This is a genomic window from Trichlorobacter thiogenes, assembly GCF_900167465.1.
Lineage (GTDB): Bacteria > Desulfobacterota > Desulfuromonadia > Geobacterales > Pseudopelobacteraceae > Trichlorobacter > Trichlorobacter thiogenes.
The window spans coordinates 1-22,073 of the sequence record NZ_FUWR01000025.1; the positions used below are offsets into that span (position 1 = coordinate 1).

The 22,073-nt window shown below is 53.6% G+C and carries 15 protein-coding genes; 7 read left to right on the forward strand and 8 right to left on the reverse strand.

The genetic code is table 11. From position 1 onward, the window contains the following. Positions 1–853: 853 nt before the first annotated feature. Positions 854–1,252 (reverse strand): hypothetical protein, encoded by a 399-nt coding sequence (locus tag B5D39_RS15095; RefSeq protein ID WP_078791296.1) that lies wholly within the window; start codon positions 1,250–1,252, stop codon positions 854–856. Between the two features lie 898 nt (positions 1,253–2,150). Here B5D39_RS15095 and B5D39_RS15100 point away from each other — a divergent pair. After that, entirely contained in the window at positions 2,151–2,387 is a 237-nt protein-coding gene (locus B5D39_RS15100; protein ID WP_078791297.1) for a hypothetical protein, read from the forward strand. A 145-nt stretch (positions 2,388–2,532) separates the two neighbouring features. On the opposite strand, the gene B5D39_RS15105 is transcribed toward B5D39_RS15100, so the two are convergent. Next, entirely contained in the window at positions 2,533–2,790 is a 258-nt protein-coding gene (locus B5D39_RS15105; protein WP_078791316.1) for a type II toxin-antitoxin system Phd/YefM family antitoxin, read from the reverse strand. A gap of 85 nt (positions 2,791–2,875) precedes the next feature. On the opposite strand from B5D39_RS15105, the gene B5D39_RS15110 reads away from it, so the two are divergent. After that, on the forward strand, positions 2,876–3,853 hold the full coding sequence (locus B5D39_RS15110) for an integron integrase (RefSeq protein ID WP_078791298.1): 978 nt from the start codon (positions 2,876–2,878) through the stop codon (positions 3,851–3,853). Between the two features lie 9 nt (positions 3,854–3,862). Here the strand turns inward: B5D39_RS15110 and B5D39_RS15115 are convergent, their stop codons facing one another. The 4 genes from B5D39_RS15115 to B5D39_RS15130 form a co-directional block, all read right to left on the reverse strand. Next, entirely contained in the window at positions 3,863–4,414 is a 552-nt protein-coding gene (locus B5D39_RS15115; protein ID WP_078791317.1) for a L,D-transpeptidase family protein, read from the reverse strand. Then, positions 4,404–4,754, reverse strand: coding sequence for a hypothetical protein (locus B5D39_RS17150; protein ID WP_078791299.1), 351 nt, complete (start codon positions 4,752–4,754; stop codon positions 4,404–4,406). The genes B5D39_RS15115 and B5D39_RS17150 overlap by 11 nt, the downstream gene beginning before the upstream one ends. 13 nt (positions 4,755–4,767) lie before the next feature. Next, entirely contained in the window at positions 4,768–5,808 is a 1,041-nt protein-coding gene (locus B5D39_RS17155; protein ID WP_078791300.1) for a hypothetical protein, read from the reverse strand. A gap of 138 nt (positions 5,809–5,946) precedes the next feature. Continuing rightward, positions 5,947–9,396 carry a pyruvate carboxylase gene (locus tag B5D39_RS15130; protein WP_078791301.1) on the reverse strand — a complete coding sequence of 1,150 codons (3,450 nt, stop codon included), beginning with the start codon at positions 9,394–9,396 and terminating at the stop codon, positions 5,947–5,949. Between the two features lie 339 nt (positions 9,397–9,735). Here B5D39_RS15130 and B5D39_RS15135 point away from each other — a divergent pair, with 339 nt between their 5' ends. Next, complete coding sequence (locus B5D39_RS15135) at positions 9,736–13,098, forward strand: EAL domain-containing protein (protein ID WP_139366802.1); 3,363 nt, start codon at positions 9,736–9,738, stop codon at positions 13,096–13,098. A 153-nt stretch (positions 13,099–13,251) separates the two neighbouring features. Here B5D39_RS15135 and B5D39_RS15140 read toward each other — a convergent pair whose 3' ends face one another. After that, entirely contained in the window at positions 13,252–14,190 is a 939-nt protein-coding gene (locus tag B5D39_RS15140; RefSeq protein ID WP_078791303.1) for a chemotaxis protein CheV, read from the reverse strand. A 132-nt stretch (positions 14,191–14,322) separates the two neighbouring features. Between B5D39_RS15140 and trpE the strand changes: the two genes are divergently transcribed. Continuing rightward, on the forward strand, positions 14,323–15,801 hold the full coding sequence (gene trpE, locus B5D39_RS15145; protein WP_078791318.1) for an anthranilate synthase component I: 1,479 nt from the start codon (positions 14,323–14,325) through the stop codon (positions 15,799–15,801). Positions 15,802–15,821: 20 nt separating this feature from the next. Beyond that, entirely contained in the window at positions 15,822–16,100 is a 279-nt protein-coding gene (locus B5D39_RS15150) for a peptidylprolyl isomerase (RefSeq protein WP_078791304.1), read from the forward strand. Positions 16,101–16,176: 76 nt separating this feature from the next. On the opposite strand, the gene B5D39_RS15155 is transcribed toward B5D39_RS15150, so the two are convergent. Continuing rightward, on the reverse strand, positions 16,177–16,434 hold the full coding sequence (locus B5D39_RS15155) for a DUF3553 domain-containing protein (protein WP_078791305.1): 258 nt from the start codon (positions 16,432–16,434) through the stop codon (positions 16,177–16,179). Positions 16,435–16,544: 110 nt separating this feature from the next. Between B5D39_RS15155 and B5D39_RS15160 the strand changes: the two genes are divergently transcribed. Both B5D39_RS15160 and B5D39_RS15165 read left to right on the forward strand, forming a co-directional pair. Further along, positions 16,545–18,842 (forward strand): Tex family protein, encoded by a 2,298-nt coding sequence (locus B5D39_RS15160; protein ID WP_078791306.1) that lies wholly within the window; start codon positions 16,545–16,547, stop codon positions 18,840–18,842. 309 nt (positions 18,843–19,151) lie between these two features. After that, positions 19,152–21,938 carry an SMP-30/gluconolactonase/LRE family protein gene (locus tag B5D39_RS15165; RefSeq protein WP_078791307.1) on the forward strand — a complete coding sequence of 929 codons (2,787 nt, stop codon included), beginning with the start codon at positions 19,152–19,154 and terminating at the stop codon, positions 21,936–21,938. Positions 21,939–22,073: the final 135 nt, after the last annotated feature.

The following is a 22,073-nucleotide window of genomic DNA, read 5'->3' on the forward strand; positions in this document are numbered from 1 at the left end:
CTAACGTTTACGAGATAACCGGCTGGCGACGCCGGAGCGGTGCTGCTTGAACTGCCGACCAACTGACGTCTGAGATACTGGTGAAATTCAGCGCAGCCCAAGCCAGTCCGAGTTGATTGAGCCGTTAGGAGCGAGGAAGAACTTGACCAAGTTGGCGTTTACCTTGCGCTGCCGAAAACCACCCACAAAAGCCGGAAGAACCGGCCAGCTTGATCTTGCCTACCTGTCTGAAATGCCGACCAACCAACCACTGAATTTTAACTTGTTGCGAAAAGGCTGCTAGCCCAGATTTAATGCGGGCTAGCGGGCCGAAGCGTTTTTGACTTTAGGTTCCACGGAGGACGCTACCACACAAAGTTTCTAACGTTTACGAGATAACCGGCTGGCGACGCCGGAGTGATGTTGCCTGAACTACCGACCAACTGACGACTGAGAAACTGGTGCAATTCAACATACAGTAAGCCAGTCCGAGTTGATTGAGCCGTTAGGAGCGAGGAAGAACTTGACCAAGCCTGCGTTTACCTTGCGCTGCCGCAAACCACCCACAAAAGCCGGAAGAACCGACTTGCCGGAACTTGCCGAACCGCTGAAACAGCTTACCAAACAACCACTGAATTTCAACCTGTTGCGAAAAGGCCGCTAGCCCAGATTTAATGCGGGCTAGCTGGCCGAAGCGTTTTTGATTTTAGGTGCCACGGAGGACGCTGATACAAAAGGCTTCTAACGTTTACGAGATAACCGGCTGGCGACGCCGGAGCGATGCTGTCTGACTAACCGACCAACTGCCGACTGAGGCATTGGTGAAATTCAGCGCACAGTAAGCCAGTCCGAGTTGATTGAGCCGTTAGACCTGTTAATGTATGAATATTTTTAATATTCCTACGACAACACCAAATGTAAGAGCAAGCATTGCAAGTGCTAGCCCTGATAGTTTTATGGCATTTTGCCAGCCAAGTGGAAGCATTTCGGAATTACATTTTTTGTTTCTAAAATATAAGGTTCCAAGTGTGAGGTGAACAATTAAGGTCACTGCAATTCCAAGGGCAACTGGTAGAGCTAAAGCAAGGCCTTTGAAAATTGCACGTAAAATAGCATTACCCAAAATCATGATGATTCCAAACGTGAAACCTTGTCCCCATGAAATGCCATTTATATGGAGTAGCTTTGCGGAAAGTTTTATGTATGCGGCATAGATGATTGGAATCAGGGTAAACATTAAAACAACGGAAACTATGGCCATAGCAGGATTCATATTTACCACCTTTAAGGTCTAACGTTTACGAGATAACCGGCTGGCGATGCCGGAGTGGTGCTGCCTGACTAACCGACCAACTGACGACTGGGACACAGGTGAAATTCAGCGCACAGTAAGCCAGTCCGAGTTGATTGAGCCGTTAGGAGCGAGGAAGAACTTGACCAAGCTGGCGTTTACCTTGCGCTGCCAGAAACCACCCACAAAAGCCGGATGAACCGACTTGCTGGAACTTGCCTGCCAGCCAGAAAATACCTGCGAACCAACCACTGAATTTCAACTTGCCGCGATGCCTGCCAAGCCGGATTCTATGCGGCCTAGCTGGCCGAAGTGTCTTTGACTTTAGGTTCCACGGAGGACGCTGTTACACAAAGTTTCTAACGTTTACGAGATAACCGGCTGGCGACGCCGGAGCGGTGCTGCCTGACTAACCTGCCAACTGACGACTGAGACACTGGTGAAATTCAGCGCGCAGTAAGCCAGTCCGAGTTGATTGAGCCGTTAGAGGTAGGGCGTATTTAAGACGTTCATTGACCAGTAATCCTAGAACATTCTTCACAGAAACCATTTATATCTACTGGCATTTCTGCTGCCCAAGAACGAAACTGGTTTTGTGCATTAACATCTTTTGGGAATGCCACCTCTAGTATTCCTGGCTTTAACCCTCGTGCATGACAGAAACTGCATTCGTTGAGAAGGCGGTCAGGAATACGGTCTAGGTTGGAGCGGTACTTCATTTTTGTAAACCTCTAACGTTTACGAGATAACCGGCTGGCGACGCCGGAGCGATGCTGCCTGACTAACCGACCAACTGACGACTGAGAAACTGGTGAAATTCAGCGCACAGTAAGCCAGTCCGAGTTGATTGAGCCGTTAGAGGCAGCAAAGGAGCCTGATTATGACTACACACCAAGCAATAAAGAAAAGTTATGGCGTATATGTTGGCCCCGATCAATCTGGAAGATCGGAGTTGTATTTGTGGTTTAACGAAGATGACCGCATACGTCTTTCCGAACATGACGTTGAATCTGCCAAAGAACTTGCTGAAGTAATTAACACTTTGAGACATGCTGTAGTTGGTTTTCAGCAGGCAATAAACTGTATAGGTCAACGTCTGTTAGACGCATCGGACTAACCGTAGCCTCTAACGTTTATTAGACACCCTAATTTATTTGTAAAAAACGAAAATTTGTCGAAATGTGTTGGTTGAAACCTTTTATTTGTCTGTTAATATTAAACTAACAAAAAATAAAAACGTCATAAACGGTCAGTAAAAAACGTCAATCTGCGGTGCTGCCGTGCACATAATTTTCCGAGGCTTTTAAGGCGCGTTCCAATGCAGCAAGTAATCTTTCAGCGTTTTTGGGTGATCGTAGCAGATGCACTGTTTCAATCAGGCTTTTAAGTTCATCGGCGGCAATCATGGCTACATCACCGCCTTTGCGACGGCGGATAACGACGATTTCCCGGTTGTCGGCTACTTGATTACAGAGTCCGGCAAAGTTGGCTCTGGCGTTTGTATAGGTTGTTTGTAGCATCTGCTGCTTTCTGTCAGATTCAGCGTTGCTGTATTTGAAATTCAATTAATATCCAACAAATCTGACTTGTTACCCGGAGGGTGTTATGGAATCACAACCCACAAAACCCAAGTTGCTTGACCAACTGCGTGACCGCATCCGCCTGAAGCATTACAGCCGTCGGACAGAGGATGTGTACCTTGATTGGGCAAAACGTTACATACTGTACCACAAGAAACGGCATCCGCAAGAGATGGGCAAGAAAGAAGTTGAGGAATTTTTAACCTATCTGGCAACAGAGCGGAATGTGGCGGCATCTACCCAGAATCAGGCCAAGGCAGCGCTGCAGTTTCTGTATAAAGAGGTGCTTAATATCAGGTTGCCTTGGCTGGGTGAGGTGCAGCAGGCCAAGAAGCCGAAGCGTCTGCCGGTGGTGCTGACAGAGAAGGAGGTGCAGACGCTTCTGGCCCATGTGCCGCTGGGGTACGGGTTGCTGTCCCGTCTGATGTACGGCACCGGGATGCGGTTGCTGGAGGGGCTGCGGCTGCGGGTGCAGGATCTTGATTTTGGTCGGGCAGAGCTGCTGATTCGGGAAGGGAAGGGGGCCAAGGATCGGGTGACGATGCTGCCCAAGTCGTTGATTGAGCCGTTGCAGGAGCATCTGAAGCAGGTGAAGCAGTTGCATGAGCAGGATCTGTTAAAGGGGCTGGGAGAGGTCTGGATGTCTGAGAGTGTTGCCCGCAAGTATCCCAATGCCGGGCGTGATTGGATCTGGCAGTATGTGTTTCCTTCCGGGCGGTTGTCGGTTGATCCCCGTTCCGGCGTGACCCGGCGGCATCATCTGGATGAGAAGGCGTTGCAGCGGACGATCAAGCAGGCTGCGATTGATGCTGGCTTGACCAAGAATGTGACCCCTCACACCTTGCGCCATTCCTTTGCCACCCATCTGCTGCAGGCTGGCTATGATATCCGCACGGTGCAGGAGCTGCTGGGACATAAGGATGTGCAGACTACGATGATCTATACCCATGTGCTGAATAAGGGCGGGTTGGGGGTGACATCGCCGCTGGATCGGCTGGTGTAGCAGGGGGAATCAGGGCTTGATTTCTATGATGGTGCCGTTGGGGACCAGCTTCCAGATTTCTTCAATTTCATCGTTGGTTACCGCAATGCAGCCCAGGGTCCAGTCTTTTGCCGTATGCAGTTTGCCAATGGCGGCAAAGCTGGTGCCGAGGCCGTGGATCATGATGTCACTGCCGGGGTTGTCTCCGACAGCAGCAGCCCGTTGTCGGTCAGCGGAAGCGGGGTAGGAGATGTGCAGGGATCGGTGATAGGCGCTGCGGGGATTGCGGTAGTCAATCCGGTAGATCCCTTCCGGTGTCCTGCCATCGCTTTCACGCTGCTTGTGCCCCTGCGGATTAGGGCCAAGTGCAATCTGATAGCTGCGGATGATCTGTCCGCGGGATTGCAGGTGCAGTTGGTGCTTGCTTTTCTCAACAACAACCCGGTCTGCTATGGCGGTGGGCTGTTGCCGTGGTTTTTGCGGTTGCTGCGCTGTCAGCGGGGCGGGGGTGCATCCGATCAAGAGCAGCAGCAGGTAGCAGATACATCCGTACTTTAGTATGTGGGCAGGATTAACGCGCACAGATTTCAAAGTCAGTTCCCTTCCAGCAGGCCTTGTCTTTTGTAGATCGTTTTGCCTCACCCCAGCGGGAGTTGATGCCGGCACTGGTCAGCCCGCGCACCTCTGCTCTGCCTTTGGCGATGATAAAGACCGATAGTACGCCGATATCATCAAACAGCGGTCCTTGGCGATCGGTGTTGGAGAGTGAGAACGAGCCGCCTGCTTCCGGTATGAACAGGCAGGGGCCGTTGTAGGCCAGTGTCTTGCCGGTGGTTATGGTGCAGCTGACAACTTTATCTGCTGCAACGGCTGTGTGTGAAATAAGCAGTATAATTGCTAGTATGGTCAGCAGTCTGGACATTGTCTGTTTCTCCCTATCGCTGGTGAACTGTTTGGATGGCCTTGGCAGCTGCTTTTTTACACAGGTTCAGGTTGGTACGGGCTGCTGAGATGATCGGTACCTTGACGTCTGCATCGCTGGGGGGATACAGATCGCGCAGTTCTGCATCAGTCTTGGCAGCCTCTTCGGCCAGTGGTTGCAGGGTCTGCAGGCAGGCAGTGGCATCGCCAGCCTTATACTGGGCCAGTGCAAGATCATTTCTAATCCAGCCTTCTTCAGACCAGTGCAGCAGATAGGAGCAGTTTTTCAATAGTGGTTCAAGTTTTGTCCTCGCCTGGGAATAGGCTTTGCGATCATACAGTTGCTTGAATTCAGTGCGGGTCTTTTTGACCGATTGATTGGTACAGCTGGCGGGGGGCAGATGATAGGTGCCGGTAAAGCCTGCCCTGGCACCGCAGTAGTAGCGGCAGGTACCGTCATTGTCTGACACGGTAATGTCGTTTCCTTTGGGGCTGAAGCTTACGATACAGGGCTGATTTTTTTCCTGTGCCTCCAGAACTGCTTTGTTGTTTTTGATGGTGCCACTCAGGTCACAGGTGTGGGCGTTGGCGCCGATGGCGGAAATTTCAAAGGTCAGTGCGCCGCTCTTATTGCGGCTGATGGTCAGGCTGCCCCAACCCTGGTCAGTGGTGTAGCTGCCCGGTTTCAGCTCTTGCTGTCCGCTCTGGCGGGCGCAGATGCTGAAGTCGCTCCCTTCCCAACAGGCTGGGTCTTTTGTTGATCGTTTTGCCTCACCCCAGCGGGAGTTGATGCCGTCGCTGGTCAGCCCCCGTACCTCTGCCCTGCCTTTGGCAATGATGGAAACCGATAGTACGCCGATATCATCAAACAGCGGGCCTTGCCGCTTGATGTTGGATAGGGCAAACGAGCCGTCTGCGTCCGGTATGAACAGGCAGGGGCCATTGTAGGCCAGTGTCTTGCCGGTGGTTATGGTGCAGCTGACAACTCTGTCGGCTGCAACGGCTGTTTGTGAAATAAGCAGTATGATTGCCAGTGTGGTCAGCAGTTTGGTCATTGGCTGTCTCCCTATCAGTGGTGCGGTGCCTGAATACTGTAGCAGATTATGGAGTGGCTGCAAGGAGCAGACAAACCAACGCCCCGCCTCGGATTTCCGAAGCAGGGCGTTTGGGATAAAAACAAAGTCAGGGTTGGGTTAACCCATCACAAAGACCAGATCTTCCTTCTCTACCGTATCGCCTTCTTTAAACTTCACCTCAGCCACTTTACCGTCGGCCTTGGCCTTGATGTTGGTCTCCATCTTCATCGCCTCAGTCACCATCAGGACATCACCGGCCTTAACCTCGTCACCGGCCTTGACATTAACCTTCAGTACCTTGCCCGGCATCGGTGCGCCAACATGGTTGGCATTGCCTTTGTCCGCCTTTTCACGCATGGCATCGCTGTTCTTGATGGATTGATCCCTGACCATGACTGAGCGGTTGTTGCCGTTCAGTTCAAAGTAGACCGCGCGGGTGCCGTCATCATGCAGCTTGCCGATGGCGTTCAGTTTAACAATCAGGGTTTTGCCCGGTTCGATCTCGATGGAGGTCTCCTGGCCCGGCTCCAGCCCGTAGAAGAAGATCGGGGTGGGGATGACCGAGATGTCGGAGTATTCCTGACGGAAACGGTCAAACTCGGGGTAGACGTTGGGATAGAGGATGGCTGAAATCAGGGCCTTGTCATCAATCCGGTGGCCCAGTTTCTCTTCCAGGATCAGGCGCTCTTCATCAAAATCAGCAGGTTCAAGCAGTTCGCCGGGGCGGCAGGTGATCGGCTGCTGACCTTTCAGGATGATCTTTTGCAGCTCTTCCGGCCAGCCCTGGTACGGTTGGCCCAGCATCCCTTTGAACATGCCGACGACCGATTCCGGGAAGGCCAGGTCTTCTGTGGTGGTGTAGACATCTTCCGGCTGCAGGTTGTTTTTGACCAGAAACATGGCCATGTCACCCACCACCTTGGATGAAGGGGTGACCTTGACGATGTCGCCGAACATCATGTTGACCTTGTGGTACATCTCCTTGCACTCGTCCCAACGCTCAATCAGACCCAGGCCTGCCACCTGCGGCTTGTAGTTGGAGTACTGACCACCGGGAATCTCATGGTGGTAGACCTCGGCAGTGCCGGATTTAAGGCCGGATTCAAATGGTGCATAGTAATCCCGTACTGTCTCCCAGTAGTTGGCCAGTTTCTGCAGGCCTGCGGCGTTAACCTGCGGATCCCGCTCGCTGCCTTCCAGGGTGGAAACCAGGGCGTTCAGGTTGGGCTGTGCAGTCAGACCGGACAGGGAGGAGAGGGCGGCATCCACGATATCCACCCCTGCCTCGGCAGCTTTCAGCAGCATGGCAGAGCCGTTGGAGGAGGTGTCGTGGGTATGCAGATGAACCGGAATGCCGATGTTTTCTTTCAGCGCCTTGACCAGTTTGTAGGCAGCCAGTGGCTTCAGCAGACCAGCCATGTCCTTGATGGCCAGGATATGGGCGCCCATTTTCTCCAGTTCTTTGGCCATGTTGACGTAGTATTCCAGGGGATACTTGTCCCGCTTGGGATCGGTGATGTCGCCGGTGTAGCAGATGGCTGCCTCGCAGATCTTGCCGGACTTGCGGACCGCTTCCATGGCCACCTGCATGCCGGTGGTCCAGTTCAGGGAGTCAAAGACCCGGAAGATATCAACGCCGGAGTTGGCAGCTTCGATAACAAACTTCTGTACCACGTTGTCCGGGTAGTTGGTGTAACCCACGGCATTGGAACCGCGCAGCAGCATCTGGAACAGGATGTTGGGGATCGCCTCAGACAGTTTGTGCAGCCGCTGCCAGGGATCTTCGCGCAGGAAGCGCATGGAAACGTCAAAGGTTGCGCCGCCCCAGCATTCCAGCGAGAACAGGTCTGCCCCCAGGTAGGAGGTGGGCTCGGCGATCTTGAGCAGATCATGGGTCCGCACGCGGGTGGCCAGGTTGGACTGGTGGGCATCCCGCATGGTGGTGTCAGTGATCAACAGCTTCTTCTGCTCCAGAATCCACTTGGACAGGCCTTCAGCCCCCAGTTTCATGAACAGGTCACGGGAACCGGAAGGGCGGGGCTGGGTAAAGTCTACCTCAGGCACCACCGCCTCAATCAGGTCTGCTGATTTCAGTGGTTTGACAATGCCGGGTGAGCCGTTGACGATCACATCCCCTAGGAAGGAGAGTACCTTGCTGGCACGGTCTTTTTTCTCGCGGAACTGCAGCAGTTCTGGGTGTTTTTCAATGAATGAGGTGTCGCACTTGCCACCCAGGAAGACAGAGTGGGTGATCACGTTTTCCAGGAAGCCGATGTTGGTCTTGACCCCGCGAACCCGGAATTCCTGCAGGGCTCGGTTCATGATGGAGGCGGCATCCTTGAAGCTTAAGCCCCATGAACTGACCTTGACCAGCAGTGAGTCATAGTGGGGGGTGATCTGGGCGCCGGTAAAGGCGTTGCCTGCATCCAGACGGATACCGGCGCCGGCTGCAGAGCGGTAGGTGGTCAGGGTGCCAAAGTCAGGGGCAAAGTTGTTGGATGGGTCTTCGGTGGTGATCCGGCACTGGATGGCGTAGCCACGCATATCAACAGCAGATTGGGATGGGATGTTGATTTCCGGGTCAGACAGCTTGTAGCCCTGGGCAACCAGCAGCTGGTTCTGTACCAGGTTGCGGCCGGTGATCATCTCGGTGACGGTGTGCTCCACCTGAATACGGGGGTTCATCTCAATGAAGTAGAAGCTGCCTTCCTGGTCCACCAGAAACTCCACCGTACCGGCGTTGCGGTACTTGACCTGCCCGGCGATCTTCAGTGCGGCGGTGCAGATCTCTTCACGCTGTTGCTGGGTCAGGCAGAGTGCCGGGGCAAACTCAACCACCTTCTGGTGACGACGCTGGATAGAGCAATCCCGCTCAAACAGGTGTACCAAGTTGCCGTAGTTGTCGCCCAGTACCTGTACTTCAATATGCTTGGGGTTTTCAATGTAACGCTCCAGGAAGACGGTTGCGTTGCCAAAGGCAGCCTTGGCCTCGCTGGCAGCAGCAACCAGACCTTCCAGCAGTTCTTTCTTGTTGCGGGCCACCCGCATACCGCGGCCACCACCACCGGCAGCAGCCTTGATGATGATCGGATAGCCGGACTCTTTGGCAAACTTCAGCGCTTCTTCTTCCTTCTCAATCGGATCTTCGGTGCCGGGAACAACCGGTACGCCGGCGGCCATGGCTGCCTTACGGCCGGCAACCTTATCACCCAGGGCGCGTTGCATCTCTGCGGTGGGTCCGATGAAGGAGATACCTGCTGCCTCACACTTCTCGGCAAACTCGGCATTTTCAGCCAGGAAGCCGTAGCCGGGGTGGATCGCATCCACATCGGCCTTCAGGGCCAGAGCGATGATTTCGTCAATTCCCAGGTAGGCATCAATCGGTGCCTTGCCTTTGCCGATCAGGTAGGCCTCGTCTGCCTTGTAGCGGTGCAGGGAGAGCTTGTCCTCTTCAGAATAGAGCGCCACCGTGCTGATCCCCAGCTCGGTGCAGGCCCGGAAGATCCTGATGGCGATCTCGCCACGGTTGGCAGCCATAACTTTGCGGAATTTGTTGATCTTCTTCATGCCGATTCTCCTGTTTTTGATGGTAGTAAAGGTTCGTTCAATGATTTTTAGTAACACTTAAAAAATTTAGTTATTTTGAATAGTTATGTCGTTTACGGTGGCGGCACTTAACCAGAAACAGGGGGGGATGTCAACAGGAAAAACTGATGGATGTCTGATGTTGTCGGGTGAACGATATGCTCATGGTTAGATATACAGATTTCTGTCAGAAAACCTCATTAAGGGATAGGTGATTTTTGCCGGTTGTGTTAATCTATCTAACTCAATTTTGGTGTGGTGACGGTTTGTATTCCCCAGGCGTGAGCACCAAGCAGTAACACAGATGTGAAGGGGTTTTGAGTGAGCCGGTTCTGGAGTCGACTGAGCCTTAAAAGACGACTTGCGCTGGTGATGGTTGTTACCGGTCTGTTGCTGGTAACCGGCATTGTTTCCGGTGTGCTGGTCGTGTTGTATCGGCAGTATACCGGCACCCTGTCACGCCAGCAGGAAACCTTGCTGGAAGGGCTTGCCCAGGGGATTGATGATCAGTTGCATGCCTCGCTTGATGCCCTGGCTGGGGTGGCTCAGGTTGCACCTCAAAATACGTTGACAGATCCTGTTGCTGCCCAACGCTTTCTGAGCAACCGCACCGGTATCCAGAGTATCTTTGATAACGGCCTGGCCTTGTTTACCCGAACAGGGCGGCTGATGGCTGAAACACCTTATGATCCAGACCGCACTATCCGGGAGTTTGCCGAGTATCCCTTTTTTAAACAGGCGTTAAGTGCAGACACACCGATTATCAGCATCCCGTTTCGTTCCACCAAACCGCCCCATCATCCTGTTGTTCAACTTCTGGTGCCGATAAAGAATCCGTCCGGTGCCACCGTCGGGTTTCTTTCCGGTGGTGTCAGGCTTGATCAGCCCAATTTTCTTGGTTCTCTGGCCCAACGCCGGGTAGGTAGCGGCGGCTATCTGTATCTCTATAGCAACGACCGCACCATGCTGGTACATCCGGACCCGACTAGAATTCTGGGAAAAACCGTCCAGCCAGGGGTGAACCACCTCTTTGATCGGGCAATTAAGGGGTGGAGCGGGTCAGGTACCACGCTGAACTCACGGGGGGTAAAGCAGATCGCCAGCTTCAGGCCTTTGACCCAGGCCCCCTGGATACTGGCAGCCTCGTTTCCGGAGCAGGAGGCTGCGGCGCCGTTGTATAATGCAGCTCTGCTGCTGGTGGCGTTGATTGTCGGGCTGGGGAGCATCGGAGCTGCTATCAGCTGGTGGCTGACCCAGCGTCTGACCGCCCCGCTGGCTGATTTTGCTGATCACTTGCAGCGCCTGCCGCAGCTTGTCGGAGATGCCCGCTACGTGCATCCCCAGGGAGGTCCGGGGCCGGAGCTGGAGATACTGGCCTCCAGCCTGAACCGGATGGTGGCAGAGCTTGATCAGCAGCAGGCAACCATTCAGCAGCAGATGGATGAGCTGATTACGGTCTCCACTGAGCAGCGCAGAACTGCGCAGCTGTTGCGGTTAATTACCGATAACGTGCCGGACCTGATCTGGGCCAAGGATCTGCAGGGGAACTATCTGTTTACCAACCTTGCCAATGCACAACTGTTGTTGCTGACTGATGACACGGCTGAACCGATCGGGAAAAACCATGAGGAATATTCCAATCGTATACGGGCCGAACGGCCTGATCAGAAAGATTGGTATAGTTTTGGAGAGCTTTGTGGCGATTCTGATAAGAATGTGCTGCAGGAGCTTACAGCACAACGGTTTGAAGAATATGGCAACGTACAAGGCCAGTTTTTGTATATGGATGTGTATAAGGCGCCTTTTTTTGATCAGAATGGCGTCTTGTTGGGAACGGTTGGCTGTGGCAGGGTGATCACCCGTGAAAAGCAGCTGGAGCAGGAAACCAGGCGTCTGGCCCGTCTGTACCGGATTCTGTCTGCCATAAACCAGAAGATTGTACACAAGCCGACGCCGGCAGAGCTGTTCCAGTTTGTCTGCGCAACCCTGGTGTCTGATGACAACTTTGTGATGGCCTGGATAGGGGTGGCTGATGGCGCAGGAGGCTATGCTCCCGTTGCATCAGCCGGTGTGCCGTTGGATATGCTGCAGGAGTTCCGCGGCAGCGAGCACCTGCAAGCGGTTGCACAGGGAGGTGATGGCAGTCTGATCATGTCAACCATTACTCCGGAAAATGCACCGCAGTTGCTTTGTTCCTGTTGTGCCAACCTGTACCAGATCAAGCCATTTGGATCACAGGCAACCTACCAGATCACGCCAGACCGGGCAGATGCGGCCCTGCTGGTGGTCTATGCGGCTGAAAACAATTTCTTTGACCATGATGAGCGGAACCTGATGGATGAGTTGGTGGGAGATCTGGCCTATGCCCTTGAAACGGACGCATCGGAACAGCAGCTTGAGTATCTCTCCTGGTATGATCCGTTGACCGATCTTCCCAACCGTCAGATGGCCTGCTCCCACCTGACCCAGGCCCTGGCGCGCGCCAAGCGTGCTAATACCTCTCTGGCCCTGCTCTGTCTTGATCTTGACCACTTCAAGGATATCAATGACAGTTTTGGCCATCTGGCAGGCGATGACCTGTTGTGTCTGGTTGCCCAGCGTCTGCAGCAGCGGATGCGGGCGACTGACACCGTTGCCCGGCTGGGTGGGGATGAGTTTATTATTCTGTTGGAAGGGGTGAAAGATCTGTCCACGGTCGTGCTGGTGGTGGAAGATCTGTTGAATCATCTGCAGGCGCCGTTTGTCCTTGAAAACGGGCTGGAACTGAGGATCGGTGTCAGTATCGGTATTGCACTTTTCCCTGACCATGCCCAGACCGCCATGGATCTATTGCAGGCGGCTGATTCAGCGTTGTTCAGGGCAAAGCAGAAAGGTCGGGCCGGTTTTGCCCTGTTCAGTGAAGATCTGACCCACCAGGCAACAGAGCGGATCCAGCTGGGCAACCGCTTGCGTCGGGCGGTTGAGCTGGATGAGCTGCGGGTTGTGTATCAGCCCCAGGTCGATTTCGCTACAGGGAAAATTATCGGGGCAGAGGCGCTGATGCGTTGGGAAAGCCCTGATATGGGATCAATTGTGCCAACCCGTTTTATCCCTCTGGCAGAAGAGATCGGCTGCATTGTGCCGATGGGGGAATGGATTCTACGCCAGACCTGCCAACAGGGCAGGGCATGGCTTGATGCAGGCCTGCCACCGTTGTCACTGTCGGTTAACCTGTCTGCCCATCAGTTTCATCAGGCGGATATCTGTCAGGTAGTGGCTGATATACTGCATGAGACCGGATTTCCGGCAGAACAGCTGGAGCTTGAGGTGACAGAATCTGCCTTGATGCAGCCGGGGAACCAGACCATTGAGTTGTTGCATGGACTGCGTAAGCTTGGGGTCCGTCTGGCTCTGGATGATTTTGGCACCGGCTATTCTTCGCTGGCCTATCTGAAACACTTTCCTTTGCATATGCTGAAGATCGACAAGTCCTTTGTGGATGATATTCCCCACAGCGACAAGGATATGCGGCTGGTCAGCACGATCATCTTTATGGCCAGGAGTATGGAGTTCAAGGTGCTTGCTGAAGGGGTTGAGCGGCAGGAACAGCTTGATGTCCTCAAAGGGCTGGGCTGTGATCTATATCAGGGCTTTTTTACCAGTATACCGGTCCCGGCTGATGAGTTTATTGCCTTGCTAAAATAGGGCCTGTAGCGGTTGTTTAGTCTGCAAGGGTGTTCTTTGTTTTCTCCGCGAACTCCGCGGCTTCGCGTGAGAAATTTAGTTTTTAGGGTTTTATAAACACAACGCCCGCTCCGGTTATCCGAAGCGGGCGTTGTGTTTGTGGGTAGTTGTAGCTTACAGCGTGTATTCGTCGGCGTATTTAACCAGGTTGGGCAGGTCCGGTTTGGTCAGGATCTGCTGGGCACCCAGGTCATGCCATTTACGGATATTGTCATCGGACGCCAGTGACGAGAAGATGATGATCGGCAGCTCTTTCAGGCTGTCTTCCTTGCGTATCAGTGAGGTCAGGTGCAGGCCGTCCATCTGGGGCATCTCAACGTCAGTGATCAACAGTTGCATCTTGGAACGGAACGATACACCGTCGTTGGCGCAGATCTGCATCCTTTTCTGGATTTTTTCCCAGGCTTCGGCACCGTTAACCGCCTCTTCAACATTATAACCGGCCCCCCGCAGGGCGGCGCACATGGTGTGGCGAATAAAGGGGGAATCGTCTGCGACCAGAATGGTTTTACTGCTGCGGTCAACCCCGGCACTCTCAAGCAACTGCTCTGCTGATAACGGTTTTAAAGCACTGGAGGCGCAGAATTCAGCCACGATCTTCTCAAAATCCAGTACCAAAATGATCCGGTCATCCATCTTTACCAGACCGGTAACCTGATCAGAATAAAGTGATGATGCCGGAGCTTCTACATTCTTCCAGGAGATACGGTAGATGCGGGAGACGGAATGCACCAGCACCCCCACCATGACGTTGTTAAACTCAAGCACGATGACCCGGTCTGAAAGTAGATCGCCTGTGTATTTGTTTAAAATCTTGGAAAGATTAAGAACCGGAATGACTTTTTCCCGCAGTTTAATCATCCCCTCAACTGCTTCAGAGGTGTTGAGAGCCTTGGTAAGCTGTGGCAGGCGGATGATCTCCCGCACCTTGGCCACGTTAACCCCGTAATGACAGGGAACCAAGTTGCCGTGGGAATCCAGTTCATCTACGCGGAACTCCACGATCTCCAGTTCGTTGGTATCGCTTTCAAGAAGGATGTTGGTCTGTTTCATGGCGAACTCCTGCCGTGGATTTTGTCAGGGCAGTATAGCACAACTCTTTATAATGAAAAGGGGATGGTGCAACGTTGACACAAAATAGCCCCTATGGTAGCTTCCAAAACCATTTCAACACTTGGAGATACAATGGTATTCCCTGATTTTAATGACTTTTGTCAGCTGGCTCAAAAAGGCAATCTGGTGCCGGTCTATCGCGAAATTATGGCCGATATGGACACGCCGGTCACCGCCTTCCGCAAGATTGATGATGGCTGTTATTCGTTTTTGCTGGAGAGTATTGAAGGGGGAGAAAAGTGGGCGCGCTATTCGTTTCTGGGTGCCAATCCGTCGGTGATCCTCCGTTCAAAGGGTAACCGGGTTGAGATCGTTCGGGGTAACGATATCACTGTGCAGGAAAGCGCTGACCCGACCCGCCTGCTGCGGGATCTACTGGCACAGTATCAGCCGGTGGAGGTGGCAGGCTTGCCCCGCTTTGTTGGTGGGGCTGTCGGTTACCTTGGCTACGATATGGTGCGTCATTTTGAACAGCTGCCAACGGAGCGTCCTGATACTATCGGTGCGTGGGATTCATTTTTCATGATTACCGATACCCTGCTGATCTTTGATACGGTCAAGCAGAAGATTCAGGTGGTGGCAACTGCCCACCTGGATGGAACGGTTTCCCTTGAAGATGCGTATCAGGGTGCAATCAGCCGGATCGATGCGCTGGTGACCCGTCTGCGGACACCACTGGCAGCCGGAACCACCACGGTACCGTCCCGGGGGGCGGTCGGGTTCTGTTCCAACACCACCCAGGCCGACTATGAGGCAGCGGTGGAAAAGGCCAAGGAGTATGTCCGGTCCGGCGACATCATCCAGGTGGTGCTGTCCCAGCGGATGTCCGGTGATCTGACGGTGGATCCCTTTGATATCTACCGGGTGCTGCGTACCCTGAATCCTTCCCCTTACATGTTCTTCCTGCGCTGCGACGATACGGTGGTAACCGGTGCCTCGCCAGAGGTGATGGTGCGTAAGGAGGGCAGCCGGGTGGAGCTGCGTCCCATTGCCGGTACCCGCCCCCGTGGCACCACGCCGGAGCAGGATGCGCTGATGGCAGAAGAGTTGATGGCTGATCCCAAGGAGCGGGCCGAGCATGTCATGCTGGTGGATCTGGGCCGCAACGACCTGGGTCGGGTCTGCAAGACCGGCACGGTAGAGGTCAGCGAGCTGATGGTGATCGAGCGCTATTCCCATGTCATGCATATTGTTTCAAACGTGCGGGGAGAGCTGACCGAGGGGCGGGATGCCTTTGATCTGGTGCGGGCCACCTTTCCGGCCGGTACCCTGTCCGGTGCCCCCAAAATCAGGGCCATGGAGATTATTGACGAGCTTGAACCGGTGCGGCGCGGGGTCTACGGTGGGGCTGTGGGGTATGTCTCCTTTTCCGGCAATATGGATCTGGCCATTGCCATCCGTACCCTGGTGGTGAAGGACGGCAAGGTACACCTGCAGGCCGGTGCCGGAATAGTGGCTGATTCTGATCCGGCCACTGAATGGCTGGAAACAGTTAACAAGGCGATGGCGGTGCGACGGGCGATTGAGATAGCTGAGCAGGGATTAAAGTAAACAGATAAAGGAGATAAAACATGGCAACAGCAACTGCACGACACATCCTGGTAACAACTGAAGAGGAATGCTTGAAGCTGAAGACAGAGATAGAGGCTGGCGCTGATTTTGGCGAGGTGGCCAAGCTCAACTCATCCTGCCCATCCCGGATGCGGGGTGGTGATCTGGGGGCGTTTGGTCCCGGTCAGATGGTAAAGGAATTTGATGAAGTGGTCTTTAGCGGTGAGATCGGCAAGGTACTGGGGCCGGTCAAGACACAGTTTGGCTATCACCTGATTGAGATCACTAAACGCTGGTAAAACAGAAACTAACCCCCCTCAGTCCCCCCTTGTCAGGGGGGAGGGGTTTGGTGCATGGCAAACAGGCGGTTTGTGGCTAGGCCGCCAGCTCTTTTACCTTTTTTGTCCGCTTGGGAGTTGCACGGACCTTTTCAGTCGGGGCGCTTTCCACCAAGGCTACAAAGTCGGCCGGATCACCCGGCCGCAGGCTGGCATAATGGGAAGAGGCGATCTTCCTGATAATACCATCACTGAACTGAATGGTTGCTTTCAGGGCAGCTACTTCGGTTATTTTACCAACGCCCCATGCTGCTGCTCCAGGGTGGATGACAACGGCTCCTGTTTTGATAATCATGGTTTCTCCTTGTCTGAAACTGTTTAACAGTACGCCGTTGTCGCACGAATAGATAGGTTTATTACCTTGCAGGTCACTCCTTACTACCCAAGATCCGGGGATTATCCAGAATGGCATTGAATCAACAACAGCTTGCAGCAATAGAAAAAATTATTATTGAAGAAACCGGTCTGAAGTCCGGCCAGGTCACCAATACCATTAACCTGTTGCAGGAAGGGGCCACCGTCCCCTTTATCGCCCGTTACCGCAAGGAACAGACCGGCGAGCTGGATGAGGTGCAGATCCGTACGGTTGAGGAGCGGCTGGCCTATTTTACGGAACTGGAGGCTCGGCGGCAGACCATTCTGGCGTCGATTGAAGAGCAGGGTAAGCTGACCCCTGAGCTGAAGGCCCGCATTGAAACTACCCGCCAGAAGACCGAGCTGGAAGACCTTTATCTGCCGTACAAACCCAAACGCCGTACCAAGGCCACCATTGCCAAGGAACGGGGGCTTGAGCCGTTGGCTGATCTGATGGCCGCCCAGGCGTTGACCAGTGGCAGTGCCCTGGAGGCTGCCGCCCTGTTTGTTGATCCTGAAAAGGAGGTGCCCACCCCTGAGGCTGCTCTGGAAGGGGCTGGTCATATCCTGGCTGAGCGGTTGGCTGATGATGCTGACTGCCGGGCCATGGTGCGTCGCCTGACCTGGGAGCAGGGGGTGATGGCCACCAAGGTTGCGTCGGACAAGAAGGAACAGGTCACCAAGTTTGAGATGTACTATGATTATCAGGAGCCGCTGAAGGAGATCCCTTCCCACCGGATGCTGGCCATGCGGCGGGGCGAAAAGGAAGAGGTGCTGCGGCTTGGGTTGCAGGTGCCCCAGGTGGAGATCATGGCTGGCCTCAAGCATCGATTGATCAAGGGCGAGAGTATCTTTAAGCCTTGGCTGGAGGCGGTGGCTGAAGATGCCTACAAACGTTTGATCGCCACATCAATAGAGGTTGAGCTGCGCTTGCAGGCTAAGGATCTTGCTGATGAGGCGGCCATTGCCATCTTTGCCAAGAACCTGAAAAATCTGCTGCTGGCGCCACCTGCCGGAGGCAGAAGGGTGCTGGGGATTGATCCTGGTCTGCGTACCGGTTCCAAGCTGGCAGCGGTGGATCAGACCGGCAGGTTTCTGGAGCATGTCACCATCTATCCCCATACCGGCGCTGGCCGGGTGGATCAGGCCAGAGCAGACCTGCTGCGGCTGGTTGAGGCCCACGGGATTGAGATGATTGCCATTGGCAACGGCACTGCCGGGCGGGAGATGGAGCTGTTCACCAAAGAGACCCTGTCCAAGGCAGGCAGGCATCTGCCGGTGGTGATGGTCAGTGAGGCCGGGGCCAGTATCTATTCTGCCTCGGAGATCGCCCGGGAGGAGTTCCCTGAGCTGGACCTGACCGTGCGGGGGGCGATCTCCATTGCCCGCCGTCTGCAGGACCCGCTGGCAGAGCTGGTCAAGGTTGATCCCAAGAGCATTGGCGTGGGTCAGTACCAGCATGATGTTAATCAGACCATGCTCAAGAAGAGTCTGGATGAGGTGGTTGAATCAGGGGTTAACTACGTCGGGGTGGATCTGAACACCGCTTCCTGGGCGCTGCTGTCCTATGTGGCAGGGGTTGGCCCGGCCCTGGGCAAGGCCATTGCCCGTCACCGTGATGAAAACGGTCCGTTCAGTTCCCGCAAAGGTCTGCTGAAGGTGTCCCGTTTTGGTGCCAAGGCCTTTGAACAGGCTGCCGGATTTCTGCGTATCCGTGGCGGAAAACATCCCCTGGATAACTCTGCCGTTCACCCGGAACGGTATCCACTGGTGGAACAGATGGCCAAAGATCTGGGAGTCTCCCTTGAGGAACTGACCAAAACCCCTGGGCTGGCTGAAAAGATTGACCTGAAGAAGTATGTGAGTGATCAAGTGGGGCTGCCGACCCTGCGGGATATCCTGGAAGAGCTGAAAAAGCCGGGCCGCGACCCCCGTCAGCAGTTCCAGACCGCTGACTTCCGGGGTGATATCCGTGAGATCAGCGACCTGCAGGAAGGGATGATCCTGCAGGGGGTGGTGACCAACGTGACCGCCTTTGGCGCCTTTGTGGATATCGGGGTACACCAGGATGGTTTGGTGCATGTCAGCCATCTGGCCAACCGTTTTATCAAAGACCCCAATGATGCGGTGCAGGTGGGGCAGGTTGTCAAAGTCAAGGTGCTGTCTGCTGATCCGCAGCGCAAGCGGATCGCTCTGTCCATCAAAGAAGCTGAGCCCGGCGGGGCAGCGGTTCGTAAACCAGCACCCCCAGTTGCCCAGCCCAGGCAGGAACCAAAGCTTACCTCAGGCGGCCTTGATCTGAGCGCCCTGCAAAAAGCCGGATTTCGGGTGTCAGTGTCGTCATCCTGAGTGGGGCTCGCATCATCGAGAATAAAGCCGGTCAAGGCAGTGCAAGCAACATGCAGGTAGCCTTGGCCGTTTTTTTTGTAGAACAGGTCAGGGAGTGAATATTACATTATATTGCTATGTTGTATATTTTCAAAAAGCTGTTATATAAAATCTGAGACTGATGTTTGTCCTCTGTTTGTCTGTTTTTATTAATGTAGAAGGACAAACAAGGCCTTTTTGCGGTTATACCTGGGCTGGTAGGCTAACTTGTTTTATCCGTCTTTTATTTTGCTTTTGTGCATATATTCTACTGTCTGGAGGAAACAGGTTATGAAAAAGACTGGTCTGATGTTGTTCTGTACTCTTATGGTGGTACTGGCAATGAGCGTGACAACGGTATTTGGAGGTGGAGGTAGCCCTCCGCTCACCTCGGCTTCTCCCTGGCCGGGGAATTTTCCGGCTGTGGAACAGACCATCAGCCTGTCATGTAATAGTTGCGACTCCACTCACTACTGTCTGGGCAGCGGCTGCACCAACTTTGCCACGTACAACAGCTCTATCAATCTTAACAGCTCGACAGTTCTCCGTTTTTATTCAGTCGGCCCTGCGGGAACGGAACCGGTCCGCAGTTATGATTACACACTGGATCCCAACCTTACATACAAGTCAACAGTCTATTGGCCCAGTGACAAAACTGCTTGGAGTTTTAACAACCCCCATGATCTTGCCATGAGCAGCGATGGTTCTGTTATTTACCTCTTGGATACCAATAATCACCGTGTACAGAAGTTTGACAGCAATGGCTATCTGATCCTGTCCTTCGGCAGTTACGGCAGCGGAAACGGCCAGTTTAAGGTCCCCAAGGGGATTGCCCTTTCTCGTGATAATGCCTACCTCTACGTGGCCGACACCAATAACAACCGGATTCAGGTGTTTGACAATAATGGTAGTTATATTAGACAGTTTGGTTCCTATGGTAGCGGAGATGGTAAATTACAATATCCAGAGGGGTTGAGCGTTGACAACAGCGGAAATGTCTACGTGGCAGATACTAATAATAATCGTGTTCAAAAATTCGATAACAGCGGTGCATTTTCCCTTAAAATAGGTTCCTACGGTTCATCAAATGGCCAATTTAATGCTCCAGGCGCTGTGGCGTTGGACAGTAGCAACACTATCTATGTGGCTGACAGCTACAACAACCGTATCCAGAAGTTTGATGTAAACGGAGCCTATGTAGGCCAGTGGAACAGCCAGGGGTCTGCAGGCGGTAAACTGAGTAGCCCCATCCGCTTAACAGTGGATGCAAGCAACAATATTTATGTGTCTGACCTCTGGAATAATCAGATTCAGAAATTCGACACTACCGGAACGTATCTTGCCAAATACGGAACTCCCGGCAGCGGTGCAGGCCAGTTTGCGGCTCCCTATGGAATAGCCGTCAGCAGCAATGGGCGTATCTATGTTGCAGACAAAGACAACCAGCGCCTTCAGGTCTTTAATATAGCTTATCCGGCTTCATCGCAGCTGTGGGGGACAACAGGCACTGATATCGGCAGCTTTTATGCTCCTTCAGCTGTGGCAGTTGATACAAACGGTAATCTGTATGTGGCTGATACCTACAATCATCGGATCCAGAAGTTTGACAGCAGTGGTTCATATCTTAATGACTGGGGCATGATTGGATCTGGAGAGATGCAGTTTAATCAGCCCTTTGGAATTGCCGTTGATAGTTATGGGGCCATGTATGTGGCTGACACCCAGAACCATAGAATCCAGAAAATTAACAGTGACGGCAGCTATGGCGGCACCATAGGCAGTGCATTCAGCTATCCCAAAGGGGTGGCTGTTGACAGCAGCAATAATCTGTATGTGGCTGATACTCGGAATAATCAGGTCAAAAAATATAGCAGCGCCGGCACACTGCTTCTTACGTTCGGCTCATTCGGCTCGGAGAACGGGCAGTTTTTCAATCCGGGTGGTGTGGCTGTTGACAATAGCGGCTCTATTTATGTGGCTGACACCTGGAATAATCGGATCCAGAAATTTGATGGCGCAGGTGCCCACCTCCTTTCGTTCGGTACAGAAGGTGCTGCAGCAGGTGACCTGAGTTTACCGGATGGTGTAGCGGTTGACGCTAATGGTATAGTCTACGTTGCTGATACCTATAACAACCGTATCCAGACGTTTACCGGTAACGGCACCTTTATCAGCCAACTGTCCGTTGCAGGTTCAGGTGCCGGGCAGACATCCTGGCCTTCCGGTGTTGCAGTGGCTGCCACTGGTATGATGTATGTGGCAGATACCTATAACAACCGTGTCCAGAAGTTTGAGCCGTTGTCTGTGCCCGGCGTTCCGACCATAGGCACTGCCGTTGCAGGTAGTGCCCAGGCAACGGTCAGCTTCATGCCGCCATCTGCCACAGGTGGTAACCAGATCCTTTCCTATACCGTAACCTCCAGCCCCGGAGCCATCACTGGCACAGGCAGTGCAAGCCCCATAACCGTTAGCGGATTGACTAACGGCACCCCGTATACTTTTACGATTACCGCAATCAATGCTGTTGGTGCCGGTTCGGCGTCATCTGCATCAAATAGTGTGACACCGACTGATGGCACTAACAAGACCCTCACTCTCACCATCGCAGGCAGCGGGACTGGCACAGTCACCAGCGACCCGGCAGGGATAAGCTGCGGCAGCAGTTGCAGCGCGCAGTTCGCCACCGGAATGACAGTAACTCTCATCCCGTCAGCTTCAGGCTCTGACTTCAGCGGCTGGTCCGGCGCCTGCACCAATGCCAGCGGCAACTGCCTTGTTACCATGGATGCAGCCAAATCAGCCACAGCAACCTTTGATGTTCTGGATAACCTGCGTATCGGCAGCATCAGCTACGGTACTCTGAACAGTGCCTATAGTGCCGCCACAGCGGGGAGTGTCATTAAGATGCGTAACATTGATTTCATAGAAAGCCTGTTGTTGGGGGGAGGGTTTAGCTTGACTCTGCAGGGGGGCTATGCCGAAGGCTTTGGCAGCCGCAGCGGCTACACCGGCATTGATGGTACGGTAACCCTGAGCGAGTCCGGCACGGTGACCGTTGACGGGATTGTGATCAAGTAAGTCAGGTGGTTTGCGTTTGCTCTCTGAATGCAGTGCGCAAGGGGGGCTTGATGCCCCCCACTTGCTATTCAATTTGCTGATATATTTTGCTTTTTGGTAAAATACTGTAAATTGTGCGGGAAACTTGCTATAGGG